Source organism: Streptomyces sp. NPDC051243 (assembly GCF_044455405.1).
Lineage (GTDB): Bacteria > Actinomycetota > Actinomycetes > Streptomycetales > Streptomycetaceae > Streptomyces.
The window spans coordinates 391,008-409,354 of the sequence record NZ_JBITES010000005.1; the positions used below are offsets into that span (position 1 = coordinate 391,008).

At 71.8% G+C, this 18,347-nt stretch carries 11 protein-coding genes and 1 pseudogene; 4 read left to right on the forward strand and 8 right to left on the reverse strand.

Annotation, left to right across the window (positions count from 1 at the left end):
* Window positions 1-25: 25 nt before the first annotated feature.
* Window positions 26-2,452, reverse strand: coding sequence for a penicillin acylase family protein (locus ACIBAG_RS15600; RefSeq protein WP_399105155.1), 2,427 nt, complete (start codon window positions 2,450-2,452; stop codon window positions 26-28).
* 120 nt (window positions 2,453-2,572) lie between these two features.
* Here ACIBAG_RS15600 and ACIBAG_RS15605 point away from each other — a divergent pair, with 120 nt between their 5' ends.
* The gene (locus ACIBAG_RS15605; protein WP_399105157.1) at window positions 2,573-4,075 is read left to right on the forward strand and encodes an acyl-CoA synthetase; all 1,503 of its coding nucleotides are present in this window, start codon (window positions 2,573-2,575) and stop codon (window positions 4,073-4,075) included.
* Here ACIBAG_RS15605 and paaK read toward each other — a convergent pair.
* Window positions 4,072-5,367 (reverse strand): phenylacetate--CoA ligase PaaK, encoded by a 1,296-nt coding sequence (paaK, locus tag ACIBAG_RS15610; RefSeq protein ID WP_399105159.1) that lies wholly within the window; start codon window positions 5,365-5,367, stop codon window positions 4,072-4,074. The genes ACIBAG_RS15605 and paaK overlap by 4 nt on opposite strands.
* A gap of 209 nt (window positions 5,368-5,576) precedes the next feature.
* Here paaK and ACIBAG_RS15615 point away from each other — a divergent pair.
* Window positions 5,577-6,401 (forward strand): annotated as a pseudogene (locus ACIBAG_RS15615) (alpha/beta fold hydrolase); the annotation flags it as partial.
* Between the two features lie 27 nt (window positions 6,402-6,428).
* On the opposite strand, the gene ACIBAG_RS15620 reads toward ACIBAG_RS15615, so the two are convergent.
* The 3 genes from ACIBAG_RS15620 to ACIBAG_RS15630 form a co-directional block, all read right to left on the reverse strand.
* Window positions 6,429-7,475, reverse strand: a complete 1,047-nt coding sequence (locus tag ACIBAG_RS15620) for an ABC transporter ATP-binding protein (RefSeq protein WP_399105161.1) — start codon at window positions 7,473-7,475, stop codon at window positions 6,429-6,431.
* A gap of 127 nt (window positions 7,476-7,602) precedes the next feature.
* Window positions 7,603-9,153, reverse strand: coding sequence for an ABC transporter permease (locus ACIBAG_RS15625; RefSeq protein WP_399105437.1), 1,551 nt, complete (start codon window positions 9,151-9,153; stop codon window positions 7,603-7,605).
* A gap of 120 nt (window positions 9,154-9,273) precedes the next feature.
* Window positions 9,274-10,311 carry an iron ABC transporter substrate-binding protein gene (locus ACIBAG_RS15630; protein WP_399105164.1) on the reverse strand — a complete coding sequence of 346 codons (1,038 nt, stop codon included), beginning with the start codon at window positions 10,309-10,311 and terminating at the stop codon, window positions 9,274-9,276.
* Window positions 10,312-10,494: 183 nt separating this feature from the next.
* On the opposite strand from ACIBAG_RS15630, the gene ACIBAG_RS15635 reads away from it, so the two are divergent.
* Both ACIBAG_RS15635 and ACIBAG_RS15640 read left to right on the forward strand, forming a co-directional pair.
* Window positions 10,495-13,266 carry an AMP-binding protein gene (locus tag ACIBAG_RS15635; RefSeq protein WP_399105166.1) on the forward strand — a complete coding sequence of 924 codons (2,772 nt, stop codon included), beginning with the start codon at window positions 10,495-10,497 and terminating at the stop codon, window positions 13,264-13,266.
* A 121-nt stretch (window positions 13,267-13,387) separates the two neighbouring features.
* The gene (locus ACIBAG_RS15640) at window positions 13,388-13,918 is read left to right on the forward strand and encodes a cation:proton antiporter regulatory subunit (RefSeq protein ID WP_399105168.1); all 531 of its coding nucleotides are present in this window, start codon (window positions 13,388-13,390) and stop codon (window positions 13,916-13,918) included.
* Window positions 13,919-14,151: 233 nt separating this feature from the next.
* Here the strand turns inward: ACIBAG_RS15640 and ACIBAG_RS15645 are convergent, their stop codons facing one another.
* The 3 genes from ACIBAG_RS15645 to ACIBAG_RS15655 all read right to left on the reverse strand — a co-directional run bounded on the left by ACIBAG_RS15645 (window position 14,152) and on the right by ACIBAG_RS15655 (window position 18,332).
* Window positions 14,152-14,574: a hypothetical protein gene (locus ACIBAG_RS15645; protein ID WP_399105170.1), complete on the reverse strand. Its 423-nt coding sequence runs from the start codon at window positions 14,572-14,574 to the stop codon at window positions 14,152-14,154.
* Window positions 14,575-14,712: 138 nt separating this feature from the next.
* A complete protein-coding gene (locus ACIBAG_RS15650; RefSeq protein WP_399105172.1) occupies window positions 14,713-16,587 on the reverse strand; it encodes a sulfatase in 1,875 nt (624 codons plus the stop codon).
* 116 nt (window positions 16,588-16,703) lie between these two features.
* Window positions 16,704-18,332, reverse strand: coding sequence for an acyl-CoA synthetase (locus ACIBAG_RS15655; protein ID WP_399105174.1), 1,629 nt, complete (start codon window positions 18,330-18,332; stop codon window positions 16,704-16,706).
* Window positions 18,333-18,347 lie beyond the last annotated feature (15 nt).

An 18,347-nucleotide genomic window follows, 5' to 3' on the forward strand; every position in this document is an offset into this window, starting at 1 on the left:
GGGGACGGGACGGGACCACAACGACTCAGCGTTCGCGCACGCGCACGACCTTCAGAGCGGGCGAAGCCAGGATGTCCTTCTCGCAGAACCGCGAGGTCACCCACTTCTCCCCGGAGAACAGCCGCGTCTGGTCGCTGTAATGGGGTGAGTCGGGATTCGAGGACTGCGAGTACGTCAGCAGCGTCCGCGCCACGGGGCACCGGCCGCCGTCCCAGCCCACGGCCTGGATGTAGCTGGAGCCGGTCCTCACCTCCGTATAGCCGCCGCCCGCCGGATTCCACACCGGCTCGATCTTGTTCCACACGCCCAGCGACTCGGTGCCGCCCGGAACCGCGACGCGCTGCCCACTCCGTACGACGAACTGGTGCTCCCCGAGGCGGGAGTCGAGCGCGATGCCCGCCCCCCGCAGCTCGGCGACCGCGTCCGCGAGGGCCGCGGCGAAGCCAGGAGCCTCGGTGTTGAGGGTGTTCGGGGTACGCACCGGATCCGCCGCCGAGAACGGCACCTTCCACCGCTGGGCGGACGGTACCTTCGCCGTCAGCTTCCGCCAGAACCGGTCGAAGAGCAGGGCGCCCCGGCTGCCGGTGTCCGCCGTGCGGTCCCAGTCCGCGAGCACCGAGCAGGCCTCGGTGACGTCAACCGCCTTGCCGTCACTGCCCGTTGCCGTCCCGCCCGGGAGGGCGGCACACGCCCTCGCCACGTCGGCGGCGGCGAGGTCACCCGCGGGCACCCGGTTCGCGAACTGCTGCCGCTGAAGGTCCCCGACGCTCAGGCCGCCGCGCTCCGCCATCGCCGCCACGTCGTCGATCGCGCCACGGGTACGCGTCGAGCGCTGCGTGCCGACATCGCCGAAGACCCGCTCGTACCCGGTCAGCGGCCGGTCGGCGTTGGCCAGCCACGCGCTGTCGTTGGAGTTCTCCGCGTACGGCGCGTCCTTCAGCGTCGGCATGCGCGCGGGCCCGAAGATCCCGGACTGGGCGGCGTCGGCGTCGCTGCCGAGCGCGCAGTCGCCGCGGGAGCCGTCGAGGACCGCCAGGCCCGCGGCCGGGTAGGTGGTCCTGCCCAGGTCCGTGGAACACCGGGCCGCGAGATCGTCGGTGATGCGGGGCAGCACCTGCGACTGGGTGTACAGGGAGTGCCCCGAGGAGTCCGCGGCGATCGTGTTCACCCACGGCAGCCCCTGGTGCCGGGCCAGGGACGCGAGGACATCCGCCGTGCCGCGCGCCTTGCTGAAGCCGAGCGAGGTGTCGGCGAACCGCATGTTGACCGCGTTGGGGTCGCCCAGCGCGTACGCCGTCGTCGTGGTCCAGGGCAGCGGAAGCTCGCCGTCGGTGGAGGCGACGACCGGGCCGTACCGGGTCCACCACTGGGTGCGGGTCACCGGGGTGCCGTCCTTCACCGCGACGGTGACGGTCCGTTCGGTCATCCGGTGCCGTTTGCCGTCCACCACATACACGGTGGGGTCGGCGGGATCCAGCGTCAGCCGGTGCAGGTTGAACGGCACACCGGTCGACACCGTATGGCTCCACGCCACATGGGCGTTGTAACCCACGGAGATCGTCGGCGAGCCGAGCAGCGAGGCGCCGGCGACGTTCAGCTCCCCGGGAATCGTCTGCTGTGCCTGCCAGAACCGGCGTCCACCGTGCCACGGGTAGTGCGGATTGCCCAGCAGCAGACCGCGGCCGTTCGCCGTGGTGTCCCCGCGGAAGGCCACCGCGTTGGACCCCATGTCAGCGTCCGCGGTCCGTTCCCGCACGGCCCGGATCAGGGCCTCGGCGTCCGCACCGGTCCCGATGCCCTTGGCCTGGGCGGCGGATCCGGTGGGCGGCCGGGCGGACGTGATGTCGTCCACGGCGCCGCCCTGGCCGCCGAGCACGGCGATGGCGTAGAAGCGCGCCGCCACGTCGAGCGCGGTGACCGGCCGCACCCACGCGGCTCCCCGGCACGCGGGGTCGGTGATCCGGTGCTGCTCCAGCCAGGCGTTGTACCCGGCCGCGAAGCCCGTCATGAGGTCCCTGACCTGACGGCTCGGGCCGCGCGGTGCCGGCTGCGCGAGGAGCTTCTCCACGGTGCGCGCCTGGCGTACGCCGCGGAAGTACAGGTCACTGGAGAGGTTCCTGGTGGCGGAGGAGAGGGAGAAGTCGGTCGCCGCGTCCGGACCGAAGAAGCGTGAACGCTCGCCGCGTACGGTCACGAAACCGTCGGCGAGCGTGCACACCTGGTCGGCGGTCTGCGCCCAACCGGTGCCGAAGCCGAGGGACTTGTAGTCCCTGGCCACGATGTGCGGAATGCCGTACTCGGTGTAGCGGACAACAGCGGACAGGCCGCCGTGCGAGAGCTGTTCGTGCCGGTCCTGCGGGTCGTGCCGATCGGCCGCGGCGGCGGGCAGCCCGGCCGTGGCGGTGAGCAGGGCGACGGCCGCGACGACGAGCCGTCTGAAGCGGGTGCGCATCGTGCCTCCCAACGTCATTGAGGGAAGGAGCCGTTGAGCGTACCAACGGGTATGTGTCCCCGGCACGCTGTTGCGCGTCGTGCTTGACCTGTCCGTGCGGCGCGCCGAGGATCATGTGTCATGACGCCTGGACACGGCAGCACGGTTGACGGGGTGCTGCGGCGCAGCGCCCGGCGCACCCCCGCGCGCGTCGCGGTCGACTACCGCGACCGCTCCTGGACGTACGAGGAACTCGACGAGGCCGTGTCGCGCACGGCGAGCGTCCTGCTCGACCAGGGCCTCGCCCCCGGCGACCGGGTCGGCGCCTACGGCCACAACTCGGACGCCTATCTGATCGCCTTCCTCGCCTGCGCCCGCGCGGGCCTCGTCCACGTCCCGATGAACCAGAACCTCACCGGCGACGACCTCGCGTACCTCGTCGGCCAGTCCGGCAGCACCCTGGTCCTCGCCGACCCCGACCTGGCGGACCGGCTCCCGGACGACGTCCGTACGCTGCCCCTGCGCGACGCCGACGACTCGCTGCTGGCGCGACAGGCGACAGCGCCCGCCCACGACGGCCCGGAGCCGCGCGGCGAGGACCTGGTGCAGCTGCTCTACACCTCGGGCACCACGGCCCTGCCCAAGGGCGCGATGATGACCCACCGCGCCCTGGTGCACGAGTACCTGAGCGCGATCACCGCCCTGGACCTGAGCGCCGGCGACCGCCCCGTCCACTCCCTGCCGCTGTACCACTCGGCGCAGATGCATGTGTTCCTGCTGCCGTATCTCGCCGTCGGCGCCACCAACACGATCATCGACGCACCCGACGGCGACCGGCTCTTCGACCTCATCGAAACCGGTCGCGTGGACAGCCTGTTCGCCCCACCCACGGTGTGGATCGGCCTCGCGGGCCGCCCCGACTTCGCGACCCGTGACCTCGACGGACTGCGCAAGGCGTACTACGGCGCCTCGATCATGCCGGTGCCGGTACTGGAACGGCTGCGGGAGCGCTGGCCGAAGCTGGCCTTCTACAACTGCTTCGGGCAGAGCGAGATCGGCCCGCTGGCCATGGTGCTGGCCCCGGACGAGCACAAGGGCCGGCTGGACTCCTGCGGCCGTACCGTCCTCTTCGTCGACGCCCGGGTGGTGGACGAGAACGGCGAGGACGTGCCCGACGGCACCCCCGGCGAGATCGTCTACCGCTCCCCGCAGCTGTGCGAGGGCTACTGGGACAAGCCCGAGGAGACCGCCGAGGCCTTCCGGGACGGCTGGTTCCGCTCCGGTGACCTCGCGGTGCGGGACGCGCACGGCTACTTCACGATCGTCGACCGGGTCAAGGACGTCATCAACTCCGGTGGCGTGCTGATCGCTTCACGCGAGGTCGAAGACGCCCTGTACACACACGAGGGCGTCGCCGAGGTCGCCGTGATCGCCCTGCCCGACTCGCGGTGGATCGAGGCCGTCACGGCGGTCGTCGTGCCACGCGGCGAGGTGACCGAGGGCGAGCTGATCGACCACGCGCGCGAGAAGCTCGCCCACTTCAAGGCGCCCAAGCGGGTGGTGTTCGTGGACGAGCTGCCGCGCAACGCCAGCGGCAAGATCCTCAAGCGGGAGCTGCGGGACCGTCTCGGCGACTCCGGTTAGCTCGGCCGCAGATCCACGATCCGCCGGATCTTGCCCACGGAACGCTCCAGCGACGCCGGTTCGACGATCTCCACGGCGACCGACACCCCGATGCCGTCCTTCACGGCCGCCGTGATGGACTGCGCGGCGGCGTCCCTGGTCTCGGGTGACGCGTCGGGACGGGCCTCCGCGCGCACGGTGAGGGCATCGAGGCGGCCCTCCCGGGTGAGCCGCAGCTGGAAGTGGGGCGCGACGCCCGGCGTGCGCAGCACGATCTCCTCGATCTGGGTCGGGAAGAGGTTCACCCCGCGCAGGATCACCATGTCGTCACTGCGGCCGGTCACCTTCTCCATGCGCCGGAACACCCGCTCGGTGCCCGGCAGCAGCCGCGTCAGGTCCCGGGTCCGGTAGCGGACGACCGGCATCGCTTCCTTGGTGAGCGAGGTGAAGACCAGTTCGCCCTCCGCGCCGTCGGGGAGCACCTCACCGCTGATCGGGTCGACGATCTCGGGAAAGAAGTGGTCCTCCCACACATGGAGCCCGTCCTTGGTCTCCACACACTCCTGCGCCACGCCCGGCCCGATCACCTCGGACAGCCCGTATATGTCGACGGCGTCGATCGAAAACCGCTCCTCGATCTCCCGACGCATCTGCTCCGTCCACGGCTCGGCACCGAAGATGCCGACGCGCAGGGAGGTACCGCGCGGATCGACGCCCTGCCGCTCGAACTCGTCGAGGATGGTGAGCATGTACGACGGCGTCACCATGATGATCCCGGGCTTGAGGTCCTGGATCAGCTGGACCTGGCGGGCCGTCATCCCGCCGGACGCGGGGATGACCGTACAACCGAGTCGCTCGGCCCCATAGTGTGCGCCCAGCCCACCGGTGAACAGCCCATAGCCGTACGCCACATGCACCTTGTCCCCGGGGCGCCCGCCCGCAGCGCGAATCGACCGGGCCACCATGTCGGACCACAGGGAGAGGTCGGCGTCGGTGTAACCGACCACCGTGGGGCGTCCGGTGGTGCCGCTGGAGGCGTGGATGCGGCGAATACGGTCCTGGGGCACGGCGAACATCCCGTACGGGTAGTTCTCGCGCAGGTCGGCCTTGGTGGTGAACGGGAAGCGGGCCAGATCGGCGAGGGAACGGCAGTCGTCGGGCCGCACCCCGGCCTTGTCGAAGGCTTCCCGGTAGAAGGGCACGTTGTCGTACGCGTGGCGCAGCGATTTGCGCAGCCGCTCCAGCTGCAGCGCCCGCAGCTCCTCCGGGCCGAGCCGTTCCCCCGAGTCCAGCAGCTCCGTCGCATCCGCCATGGGGAGTTCTCCCTCGCCGACCGCGTCAATCCGGACGACCGATCATTCGGTCCGGGTCTTCGGGATCAGTAATTCAGGCGGTGATCGATCAGGCAAGAGGGCGGCCGGCATTTTCTGCGCGTGGCACAGCCCCGCGGGGCGACCGGGGGCATGCCCCGGCGCACAACTCCGTTGCGGTAAGCGCGCCCCGGGCGACCAGGATTCACATCATGCCGTTCTTCACCGCCTCCGACGGAACCAGGATCGCCTACCACCTGCGGGGTGAGGGCGAACCGCTCGTCGTCCTGCCCGGCGGACCGATGCGGGCCTCCGCCTACCTCGGCGACCTGGGCGGACTCGCCGCGCACCGGCAGCTGGTGTTGCTCGATCTACGGGGGACCGGTGACTCGGCCGCGCCGACGGACCCGGCGACATACCGCTGCGACCACCTGGTGGACGACGTGGAGGTGTTGCGGGCTCACATGGGGCTGGACCACATGGATCTGCTCGCCCACTCGGCGGGCGGGAGCCTCGCCATGCTATACGCCGCCCGGTACCCGCAGCAGGTGTCGCGGCTGGCCCTGGTGACCGCGACGCCGTGGGCGCTGGGGATGCCCGCCACCGCCGAGGAACGGCTTGCGGCGGCCCGGCTGCGGAAGGGCGAGCCGTGGTTCGCGGAGGCGTTCCAGGCGTGGCTGGCCGGGACGGGCGACTTCGGCCCCGGGTGCGCGCCCTTCTCCTACGGGCGCTGGGACGCCGCCGCCAAGGAGCACGACACGCGCGGCGACGACGAGTTCAACGACGAGGCCGCGGACATCTACGGCTCCGACGGCGCCTACGACCCGCCCGCGACCCGCTCCGCGCTCGCCCGGATCACCGCCCCGGTCCTCGTCCTCGCGGGCGAACTCGACGGAGGCCCCTGCCCCGAACTCGCCCGCCGCACCGCAGACGTCTTCCCGAACGCCGAGTGCGCCGTGCAACCCGGCGCCGGGCACTATCCGTGGCTGGACGACGCGGAGTGGTTCGTGCGGCGTGTCGTCGCGTTCCTCGACGGCCGGGAGCGGGGGAGCGCCCCCGGGCCGCTAACGGTGGAGCGTGGCCTCGCCGGTGAGGCCGACGCCCGTCTCCTCGCCGGGCCGCACCGACACCGGGCCCGCGACACGGACGTCGACCGGGGCGTCGACCCCCTCCACGGCCACGGTCACCTTGGCGTCGTGGCCGTAGAAGCACACGTCGGTGACCGTGCCCCGCGCACCGCCCGACTCCGCCTCGGTCAGCCGCAGTTGCTCCGGCCGCAGCAGCACGGTGCCCGACCCGGAGCCCTCGGACGGGGAGGCGAGGGCCACGGTGCCCAGGGCCGTCGTGGCCGTTCGGCCCGCACGGTCGACCGTGCCGGGGAGCAGGACCGCGTCGCCGACGAACCCCGCGACCCAGGGGTCGGCGGGGCGCCGGTACAGCGCCTGCGGGGTGTCGCACTGGGCGACCCTGCCCTGCCGTACGACCGCGACCAGGTCGGCGGTCGACAGCGCCTCCTGCTGGTCGTGGGTGACCAGCACCGCCGTGGCCCCGGTGGCGCGCAGGGCGGCGCGCACATCGGCCCGCACGCCGGCGCGCAGTGCGCTGTCGAGGGCGTTGAACGGCTCGTCCAGCAGCACCAGTTGGGGCCGCGGGGCCAGCGCCCTGGCCAGGGCGATGCGCTGCTGCTGCCCGCCGGACAGCTCGTGCGGCATCCGGTCGCCGTACCCGGCGAGTCCGACCAGCTCCAGCATCTCCTCCGTACGGCGGCGCCGCTCGCCCCGGTCCAGGCCGGTCAGTCCGAACGCCACGTTGCGGGCCACGCTCAGATGCGGGAAGAGGGCGCCCTCCTGCGGCACGATGCCGATGCGCCGCCGCTCCGGCGGCAGCTGGACGCCGGGCCCGGTCAGGGTGCGCCCGCCGACGGTGACCGATCCGGCGTCGGCGTGCAGGAATCCGGCGACGATGCGCAACAGGGTCGTCTTGCCGCAGCCGGAGGGCCCCAGTACGGCGGCCAGGGCGCCGCCCGCCACGTCGAGGTCCAGCCCGCGCAGCACTTGGGCTTCGGGGCCGTACGACTTGGCCAGGTGCTCGATGTGGAGATCGTTCGTCATGGGAGGTCCCTGCCTGGGGAGTTCATGGGCGCTGCCGCCATGGGAGCCATGGGCCGTTGCCTGTCGGGGGAGCAGTCATGTGCCGCTGCCTGCTGTGAGAGGTCGTCCGCGGTGCCGGCCTCGGGAGTCATGTGCGGTGCCTGCCCAGGAGATACGAGGGGACGGCGGCCAGCAGGATCAGTGCGGCGGCGTAGGGCGCGGCCGCGGCGAAGGATCCGGCGCCGGTCTCGGTCCACAGCCGGGTGGCGAGGGTGTCCATGCCGGTGGGGCGCAGCAGCAGGGTCGCGGGGAGTTCCTTCATGCAGACCACGAAGGTGAGCGCGGCGCCCGCGGCGACGCCGGGAGCGGCCAGCGGCACGGTCACCTCCCGCAGCACCCGCAGCGGCCGCCGGCCGAGCGAGCGGGCGACGTCCTCCAGCACCGGGGGCGCCTGGAGCACGGCGGCCCGGGTGGCGGCCACCGCGACGGGCAGGAACAGCACGGCGTAGGCGCAGATCAGCAACGGGAGTCGCTGGTAGAGCGGGTAGGCGTAGCGGACGGCGAAGAAGACCAGGGAGAGGGCGACCGTGATGCCGGGCAGCGCGTGACCGGCGTACGCCGCCTGTTCCAACAGGCGGGCGCCGCGCCCCCGGTGGCGGGCGGCGATCACACCGACCGGCAGGGCGAGCAGGGTGGTGAGGGCGGCCCCGGCCGCGGCGACTCCGAGCGTGGACCAGGCGGTCTCGCCGAGCCCGCCGAGGTCCCAGGTGGCGGATGTGCCGACGGCCAGCCAGTAGCCGAGGGTGCCGAGCGGGAAGGCGACCGCGACGGCCGTCACCGCCGCGCACCACGCCAGGGCGGGGATCCGCCAGCGCCCGAGCGGCACCGGGACGACGGGACGCGCGCTGCCCGTACCGGTCCTCGCGTGGCCCGCGCGGCCCCGGGTGCGGCCCTCGGCGGCGACCAGTGCCACGGTCATCACCACCAGCACGACGCTCAGCGCGGCGGCGGGGGTGCGGTCGAAGGAGGCGCGGTACGAGGTGTGGATGGCCCACGTGAACGTTTCGTACCGCATCAGCGAGACCGCGCCGAAGTCGGACAGCACGTACAGCGCCACCAGCAACGCACCGCCGGCCGCGGCCGGGCGCAGCTGCGGCAGTGTGACCCGCCGGAAGGTGCCCAGCGGGCCGTGCCCGAGGGAGCGCGCGGCCTCCTCCTGCGCGGGATCGATACCGCGCAGCGCCGCGGCGACCGGCAGGTGCACGTACGGGAAGCTGACCAGCGTCAGTGCCAGGGCCGCCCCGGTGAAGCCGGCGGTCCGCGGCGCGGCGGACAGCCAGGTGAAGGCGGCGACGTAACTGGGCACGGCGAGCGGCAAAGTGGCCAGCACCGACCAGGCGCGGGCTCCGGGCAGCGCGGTGCGCACGGTCAGCCAGGCCAGCGAGACGCCCAGCACCAGGCAGGCCGCGACCACGACGACGGCCAGGCCCAGGCTGCGGCCGACGAGTTGAAGGGTGCGTTCGTCGGCGACGACGTCCCAGGCGTACGCGGGGCCGCGTTCGAGGGCGCGCACCGCGAGATAGCCCAGGGGCAGCAGCGCGAACAGGGCCGCCGCGCACGCGGGGACGATCAGTACCCAAGGGGGTCGGCTTCCCGTTGTGCGCGCGGTCGTTCCGGCGCCGCGGCGAAGCCGTCCCAGGGCGCTGAGGGTGCTGAGGGTACGCCGGCGCCCGGCCGCGGCGGTATCCCCGGCCGGGTGGCCTGCGGGATCCGGGTCGGCCGGGCGCCGTACGGACTGGGGGGAGGTGCCCACGTCAGGTCAGACCAGTCCGACGTCCTGGAGCATGGCCAGGGTCTCCTGGAGCGACTCCAGCTTGCCCAGGTCGATGTCGGGCGCCTCCAGCGAGTCCAGCGCGGGCAGGTCCTCCACCGGGCTGGTCACCCCGGCGGACAGCGGGTACTCCTTGGTCTCCTCCGCGAAGTACGTCTGCGCCTCCTTCGACAGCAGGTAGTCGACCGCCTTCCGGGCGACCGCGCTCTGCCCGCTGTCCTTGAGGATGCCCGCTCCGGCGACGTTGATCAGCGCGCCGGGGTCACCGCCGGGCAGGAAGTGCAGCTTGGTCTTGACGTTGTCCTCGCCCTTCTCGGCGACCCGCTCGTACCAGTAGTAGTGGTTGACCAGGCCGAGGGAGACCTCGCCGGACTCGACGGCGTCCAGTGTGGCGAGGTTGTTGCTGTAGGTCTTGCCGTTCTCCTTCAGGCCCTTGAGCCAGGTGCGGGTCGCGTCGTCGCCCTCCAGGACCCGCATGCCGGTGACGAAGGTCTGGAAGGAGGCGTTGGTGGGCGCGAAGCCGACCTTGCCCTTCCACTCCGGCTTCACCACGTCGTGGACGCTGTCGGGGGCCTTGCTCACCTTGTCGGGGTTGTACGCGATGACGCGCACGCGGCCCGACAGGCCCACCCAGTCGCCCTCGCCGCCCCGGTAGGCGGAGCCCACCTTGTCGAGGGACGCCTGGGGCAGCTTCTCCAGCATGCCCTCCTTGGACAGGGCGCCGAGCGCACCGGCGTCCTGCGAGAAGAACAGGCCGGCCTTGGTGCGGTCGCCCTCCTCCAGGATCTGGGCCGCCAGCTCGGCGCTCTCGCCGTAGCGGACGTCGACCTCGGCGCCGACAGCCTTCTCCAGCTTGTCCAGGATCGGCTTGACGAGCTTCTCGTTGCGGCCGGAGTAGATGACCAGTGCGGCGTCGTCGCCGCCGGCCGAACCGCCCTTGTCCTCCGAGCCGCAGGCGGCGAGGGCGGGGACGAGCAGGCCGAGCGCGGTGAACGCGGTGATCAGGCGGGCCGTGGGGCGTCGCATGGTGTGCCTTCCTGCGGGGCTCGCCACCTGCGTCGCTCGTCGCGTCATCAGAAGGGCGAGCGGCTGAGCGGTGCCGCTATGGGGACCTTGTGAATGAGCTATGAATAAGGTAAAGCTAACCTCACCGTCAAGTGATCTGTGCTACCAGCGGACGACGCCATGGAAGCGGAAAGGGCGCGCCCCATGACGATCCCCTCCGGCCCACGCCCGGACACCCGACCGCTTCCGGCCCAGCTTCCGCCTCTCGAATCCGCGCCCCCGGGCGGCAACAGGCGTGCCAGGCACCGGATCGCCGGCCTGTTCGCCCACCCCTTCGGCGGACGGACCGCCCCCGTCGACCCCCTTCCCGCCTGGGGCTCAGAACGGCGGACCGTACCGTTCGCCCGCGAACTCGCGGCATTCGGCGACCGGATCGCACTCATCACCGAAGACGGCACGCTCACCTACCGCGAACTGGCCGCGCGGGTCGCCGAGACGGCCGACCGCCTCGGACCCGGCCGCCGCCTGGTGCTGCTGGCCGGGGCCAACCGGGTGGGCGCCCTTGTCGTCTACCTCGCCGCCCTGTCCGCCGGCCATCCGCTCCTGCTGGTCCCCGGCGACAACGACAGCACCATCGACTCGCTGACCGCCGCCTACGAGCCGGACGTGGTCGCCGTACCGCGGGAAGCCGGCACCGCAACCACGGCCTGGTCCATCGACGAGCGGCACCCCGCCTCCGCCCACACCCTCCACCCCGACCTCGCCCTCCTGCTGAGCACCTCCGGCTCGACCGGCTCGCCCAAACTGGTCCGGCTCTCGCACGAGAACCTCCAGGCCAACGCCGAGTCCATAGCGACGTACATGGACATCCGGGACAGCGACCGGGCCGCCACCACCCTGCCCATGCACTACTGCTACGGCCTGTCGGTCATCAACAGCCATCTCCTGCGGGGCGCCGGACTGATCGTCACCGGCCGGTCGGTGGCCGACGCCGGCTTCTGGGAACTGTTCCGCACCGCGCGCGGCACCGCGCTGGCCGGGGTGCCGTACACCTTCGATCTGCTCGACCGCGTCGGCTTCGACCGGATGCGGCTGCCGGGGCTGCGCCGCGTCACCCAGGCCGGCGGCCGGCTCGCGCCGGACCGTGTCGTGCGGTACGCCGAGGCGGGGCGCCGCGCGGGCTGGGAGCTGTTCGTGATGTACGGGCAGACGGAGGCCACGGCACGGATGGCCTACCTGCCGCCCCGGCTCGCGGCCGACCGTCCGCAGGCCGTCGGCGTGCCCATACCCGGCGGCTCCTTCCGGCTCCAGCCGCTGGACGAACCGGACGCGACCGGCGCGCCCGACACCGGCGAACTCGTCTACTCGGGCCCCAACGTCATGCTCGGCTATGCCGAGAGCCCGGCGGACCTGGCCCTCGGCCGGACCGTCGAGGAACTGCGCACCGGGGACATCGCCCGGCGCGCACCCGACGGACTGTACGAGATCGTCGGGCGGCGCAGCCGGTTCGCGAAGATCCTGGGGCTGCGCATCGACCCGCAGCGGGTGGAGGCGATGCTGGAGCGGCACGGCCTGCGCGCCTGCTGCGCCGGGGACGACGACGCACTGGCCGTCGTGGTCGCGACCGGCGACACCGCCGACGTGGATGCCGCGTGGGTGCGGCGCCTGGTCGCGGACGAGTGCGGCCTGCCGGCGCGCGCCGTCCGGGCCCGGGTGGCGCCGGAGCTGCCCCGCCTCGCCACGGGCAAGCCCGACTACGAGGCCGTACGACGGCTGACCCGCACCCTGCGGGAACCATCCCCTGACGACACCACACGGACCAGGACCGGCCGGGCGACGACCGAGGACCTGTGCCGCCTCTACGCCGAGATCCTCGACCGGCAGGACGTCACCGAGGACAGCAGCTTCGTCGGCCTGGGCGGTGACTCCCTCTCCTATGTCGAGATGTCGCTTCGGCTCGAAGAAGCCCTGGGCACACTGCCCGCCGACTGGCACACCACGCCCATCCGCGAGTTGCGGCACCCCGGCCCGCCGCCCCTTGCGCGCCCGGCACGCCGAAGACGCACCCTGGAGACCGGTATCGCCCTGCGGGCCGTGGGCATCGTCCTCGTCGTCAGCGCGCACATACCCGTCTTCCTGGTCCAGGGCGGCGCGCACGTCCTGCTCGGCGTCGCCGGATTCAACTTCGCCCGCTTCCACCTCACGGACGCCGGCCGCCGTCGGCGCGTGCGCAACCTGGGGCGCAGCATCCTGCGCATCGCCGTGCCGAGCATGGTGTGGCTGGCCTTCGCGCTGGCACTGACCCGTGAATACGACCTCGCCAACCTGCTGCTGGCCAACAGCCTCTTCCCCCAGGACAACTCGGACCCCGAGTGGCGGTACTGGTTCGTGGAGGCACTGGTCCACATCCTGATCGTGCTCACCGCGCTCCTCGCCCTTCCGCTGCTGGACCGGGCCGAGCGGCGCAGCCCGTTCGGTTTCGCGCTGGGACTGGTGGGGCTCGGGCTGGTCGGCCGGTACGACCCACTGGGGCTGGCCCATGTCCGGTTCCACCTCAGCCCCACCGTGGTGTTCTTCCTGTTCGCCCTGGGCTGGGCGGCGGCGCGGGCGCGTACGGTGCCGCAGCGGCTGCTGCTGACCGTGGTGCTGGCGGCCACCGTGCCGGGGCTGTTCCCCGGGGGCCAGCCGCTGCGGACGTCGATCGTCGTGGCGGGCCTGGCGCTGCTGGTCTGGGTGCCGGTGCTGCCGAGCCTCGACCTGGTCAACCGGGTTGCGGGGGTGCTGGCGGGCAGCTCGCTGTACATCTACCTGACCCATTTCCACATCTACCCCTACATCCGCGACCACTCGCCCACGCTCGCGCTCCTCGCGTCGCTGGTGGTCGGCGTCGCATACGGCTCGGTGGCCACGCGCCTGATGCGGCGCGTGCCCGAGTGGCTCGCCAGGGGCCGCGCGGTCCCGGCGCCGGGGCGGTGAACCGGGGCGTCCCCACGCCCCTGTCCGTGAACAGGCCATGTGCGTCCGGGCTCTTGGCTGTCGTTAGGGTTTCGGCAGAGAAAGCCGACACAGACACCTGAACGAGACAGGAAGGCCAACCGTGGGCGCACCACGCCTGAGCAGTACGCCCTTGCCCGGCATCGGGGTCCGCTACGACCTCACCACGCGCGAACAGCGCCGCCTGGCGGTGGTCGCCCACCGGGACGGCTCACGGACGCTGAGCGCCTACCGCAGGGACGATCCGGACGCCTGTGCGCTGTCGGTGCGGCTGACCTCCGGCGAGGCGGCCACGCTGATCGACGCCCTGATGCCGGCGCACCACAGCCCCAACCTGCTGTCCACCACCGAACTGGGCCTCGTCGCCGAACGGATCGAGCTGTCCGCCACGTCCCACTGGAACGGGCGGGTGCTGGGCGAGACCCGGATGCGTACCGAGACCGGCGTGTCCATCGTGGCCGTTTTGCGGCGTGCCGAGGCGATCCCCTCCCCGGCGCCCGACTCGCGCGTGCTGCTCGAGGCCGCGCAGTCGCAGCGCGGGGTCCTGGGAAGCCATCAGGTCGGGCACGGTGACCGGCAGCGCCAGGACGTAGCCGAACGACGACCCACAGGGTCAGCACCAGACAGCCCTTGACGGCCACGCCCAGACAGGACGTGTTGGTGCGACGCGCCACCGGATCCCCTCTCCTCGAGGGCACCGTGATCCACTTTGGTGAGTGCTTCCGTGATCCGTAGAACTACGCGTACGCGACTACGGCCCTCTTCGTGCAGAGCGGATACGGCGGCGGAGCCGGTGCGAGCCGGACCCGATACACGCCGTCACGCGGGCCCGCCGGTTCGCCCACTCGGCGAACTCGAATCGAGCCTTCAGCGGCTGACCCGGCGCCGGTACACGACGAAACCGGCGGTGAGTCCCAGCGCGGCGACGGCGAGGCCGGCTCCCAGAGCCACCTCGAAGTCGGCCGGCCCCGTGGCACCGCCCAGGCCGCCTTGGACTCCCCGTGTGGGGAGCGGTGTGCGCGTGACGATGACCGGCGACGGCACGGTCACGACGCGGTGGGGCAGGTTGTCGCAGGCGATGCCGTCGTGCCGGCCGCGGTCCCGGTCGTCGCCCCGGTCCAGACGGTTCGGATCGCCGATGTCTCGGTTGAACTCCGCCTGCGCGTCTTCCTGGAACGCGAAGTCGTTGCAGTCGAGGTCGTTCCGGGCGGGCGCGGCATGGGCCGCCGGGCCGACGGCGAGGACAACGGTGAGCGCGGTCGTGCACAGCGCGGGTATTCGTTTCTTCACGAACGTTCCCTTTCGGTCCTGAGGTCTCGACGACCGTCACTGCGACCGTAGGGACGCCTCCCGCGCACCGTCGCGTCCTGCTACGCCGTACGAAGTCACCCCCCGGCGGCGACGCCCGAACGGCCCAACGCCGGGTGCTCAGTCCGTCCGCGGACCGTACGCCGTCATGAACCGGTCCCGGAAGCGGTCCATGCCCCAGGTCGGGGCGTTCTCGGCGGGCTTGAGGCCGTCCGTCCAGCGCCAGTCGGCGATGCGGTCCAGGACCTTCGGGTCCCGGGCGACGATCGTGACGGGAACGTCCTTGCTGGTGCTGCCGGCGGTGACCGTCGGGACGGGCTGGTGGTCGCCGAGGAAGACCAGGACGGTGTCGTCGGTGCCGTAGCGCTCGACCCACTCGGTGAGGCTGCGGATCGAGTACTCGATGGCACGGCGGTACTCGGTGCGGACGCGCTCGGGGTCCTGCCAGACCTCCTTGGGGTCGGTGCCCTCCTTCTTGATCCGGTGGAAGACCGAGCCGTCGCCGAGGTCGTCCCAGTCGACCATGCGGGCGATCGGGGACCAGGGGTTGTGGCTGGAGGCCAGGATGATCTCCGCCATGATCGGCTCGCGGTCCTTCTTGCCGTGCTCGAGGCGCTGGAAGGCCTCCAGGCTGAACTGGTCGGGCACGGGCGTCCAGCTGAAGTACGGGCCGTGGTAGCCCAGGTGCTCGGAGTCGTAGATGTGGTCGAGGGCGAAGTACTCGCCCTCCGGCCAGGCCCGCCGCACCCCCGGCACGACGCCGACCGTGCGCCAGGCGCCCGTCTTGCGGAAGTAGCTGTTCAGCGTGGCGCGGTCGCTGGTCGTCAGACTCCGGTACCGCTGCTGGTTCTTGATCCAGAGCCCGGAGAGGAACGTGGAGTGCGCCAGCCAACTGCCCGCTCCCGTCACCGGTGACCTCAGCCAGGCGCTGCGCGACTGGAACCCGGCGGCTTTGAGCGAGCTGGTCCCCTGCTTGAGCACCGCGTCGATCTGCGGCGCCATCGCCGGGTCGTCGATCGCGACCCGGCCGTAGCTCTCGATGAACGTGAACAGCACGTCCTTGCCGCGCAGCCCCGTCAGCAACCGGTCCGGCGGCGTCTTCGCGAAGGCGTCCACCGCCGCCTGCTTCTGGAAGACCCGTCCGTCCCTGAGACCCGCGCGCACCTGCTCGACACGGTTGTTGACGAACTCGGCGTTGCCCTTGGTCGCCAGCGGGACTCCGGTGACCTGGATGCTCAGCGTCATACAGGTGATCCACGCCGTACCGAGGACCAGCGTCGTGCGGGTGGCGACGGGCCGGTGACGGACCATCAGGTTCGTCACCCGCACCATCGCCAGCGTCATGAGGACGACCACGGCGATGATCAGGACGATCACCCCGACGACCGCGAGAACCTGCCCCGTCCGCCCGAAGGACTCCCGGACGAACTCCGCCGCGTCGTCGAGCAGTATCCAGTCGAGGACCAGGTCGAAGGGGCGGGCCAGCACTTGGTAGAAGCCCATGTCGACGAACTTCAGGACGGTGAGCAGCCCGAGGAGCGCTCCCGACACCACCGCCATCAGCCGTCGCGACCGGGGCGGCAGCGCCAGCAACAGGCCCGCGAGCAGGATCCCCTCGGCCGGCAGACGGAAGAACGCCTCGGGGGTGAGCCGTTCGAGCCGGTTCGGGACGAGGAGCGCGAAGAGCAGGAGTACGCCGGCCAGGACCGTCGCCCCCACGGTGACGCCGTGTGCCGTACGGGGACAGCGGCGCCGCCAGCCGAACCAGCCGGGGGAGCCGGGGGTCGGGGAGCCGGACGGGTCGGCGGCGGGGGAGCCGGACGGCTCGGGGGAGGGACTCGCCTTCGTTTCGTCAGCCGCCTCGACCGCGCGGGCTGCCTGGGCCGCCCCGCCCGCGTCGGCCGCCTGCGGCGCCGCCTCGTCCGCCCCGCCCGCGTCCTTCGCCCCCGCTTCTTCCGTCTCCTGCGTTACTTCCTCTGTTGCCTCCTGCGACACCCGGAGGTCCTCCCGTGCGGTCTTGCGATGGCATGGCGAACAGCGCCCGATGAGCGGGCCTGCCACCACGAGTACGTCCGCACGTCACCTTAGGTTCAATCGGAGCTGCCCGGAATTCACCCGTCCGCGGCCGCCGCCACCTCCCGCGCCCACCGGTAGTCCGCCTTCCCGCTCGGCGAGCGCCGGATCGAGTCCGTGATCACCAGTTGGCGTGGGATCTTGTACCCCGCGAGATGGGAGCGGCAGTGCGCCTGGATGTCCGCCAGCGACGGCCGCGCCGCATCCGCCCGCAACTGCACCACGGCCGCGACGTGGTGCCCCCACTTCGCGTCCTGAACCCCGGCCACCAGGGCGTCGTACACGTCCGGATGCGACTTGAGCGCCTGCTCGACCTCCTCCGGATACACCTTCTCGCCACCGGTGTTGATGCACTGCGAGCCGCGCCCCAACACGGTCACGACTCCCTCCGCGTCGACCGTGGCCATGTCGCCGAGCAGCACCCACCGCTCGCCGTCCTTCTCGAAGAAGGTCTCCGCGGTTTTCCGCGGGTCGTTGTAGTAGCCGAGCGGAACGTGACCGCACTGCGCGAGGCGCCCCACCTCACCCACCGCGACCGGCTCGTGCGTGGCCGGATCGACCACCTGCGTGCGGGAGTTGACCCGGATGCGGAAGCCGCGCTCGGGGCCCGAGTCCTCGGTCGCCGTGCCGTTGAAGCCGGACTCCGAGGAGCCGAAGTTGTTCAGCAGCATCACGTTCGGGACGAGTGCCTGGAACTGCCTGCGCACCGTGTCCGACATGATCGCCCCGGACGACGACACGCTGAACATCGACGAGCAGTCCGTGCCCTTCATGGGCCCGCTGAGGGCGTCGACCAGCGGACGCAGCATCGCGTCGCCGACCAGCGACATGGCGCTGACCTTCTCCTTCTCGATCGTCCGCAGGACCTCCTCCGGCGCGAACTTTCGGTGGATCACGACGCGTTGGCCGAAGTTGAAGCCGATGAAGGCGGTCAGCGTGGACGTTCCGTGCATCAGGGGGGCGGTGGGGAAGAAGGTGATCCCGTCGCCGCCCGCCGCCACGCGCTCGGCCAGCTCCTCCGGCTTCTTCACCGGCTCACCGGTCGGCGCGCCGCCGCCCAGCCCCGAGAAGAACAGGTCCTCCTGGCGCCACATCACACCTTTGGGCATCCCCGTGGTGCCGCCCGTGTAGATGATGAACTGGTCGTCGCCGGACCGTGCCGGGAACCCGCGCTCGGGCGACCCGGCGGCTTCGGCGTCCGAGAAGGTCAGGGCGGGCAGGGCCGGCGCGTCGACCGTACCGGGGGACACGTCACCCACTCGCACCAGGTGCCGCAACCCGGTCACCTGAGGCAGTGCCGCCGCCACCCGGTCCGTGAACTCGGCGTCGAAGACGAGGGCCACCAGATCGGCGTCCCGGTAGAGGTACACCAACTCCTCTTCGACATAGCGGTAGTTCACATTGACCGGAACGATCCGCGCCTTCAGACAGCCCAGCACCGTCTGCAGGTACTCGACGCCGTTGTAGAGGTGCAACCCGAGGTGCTCACCGGCGCGAATCCCGCTGTCGATCAGATGGTGGGCGATCCGGTTGGCGGCCGCGTCGAGCTCCGCGTACGTCAGACGGCGCTCCGCGCCCGTACCCGGGTGGTCGATGTACACGAGCGCCTCGCGGTCGGGAACCGCGTCGACGACCGACTCGAACAGGTCGGCAAGGTTGTACTCCACCGCTCCTCCTGACCT

Coding starts and splice junctions, on each gene's coding strand:
- ACIBAG_RS15600 (WP_399105155.1), bottom strand. CDS start 2,452: ATGCGCACCCGCTTCAGACGGCTCGTCGTCGCGGCCGTCGCCCTGCTC.
- ACIBAG_RS15605 (WP_399105157.1), top strand. CDS start 2,573: ATGACGCCTGGACACGGCAGCACGGTTGACGGGGTGCTGCGGCGCAGC.
- paaK (WP_399105159.1), bottom strand. CDS start 5,367: ATGGCGGATGCGACGGAGCTGCTGGACTCGGGGGAACGGCTCGGCCCG.
- ACIBAG_RS15620 (WP_399105161.1), bottom strand. CDS start 7,475: ATGACGAACGATCTCCACATCGAGCACCTGGCCAAGTCGTACGGCCCC.
- ACIBAG_RS15630 (WP_399105164.1), bottom strand. CDS start 10,311: ATGCGACGCCCCACGGCCCGCCTGATCACCGCGTTCACCGCGCTCGGC.
- ACIBAG_RS15635 (WP_399105166.1), top strand. CDS start 10,495: ATGACGATCCCCTCCGGCCCACGCCCGGACACCCGACCGCTTCCGGCC.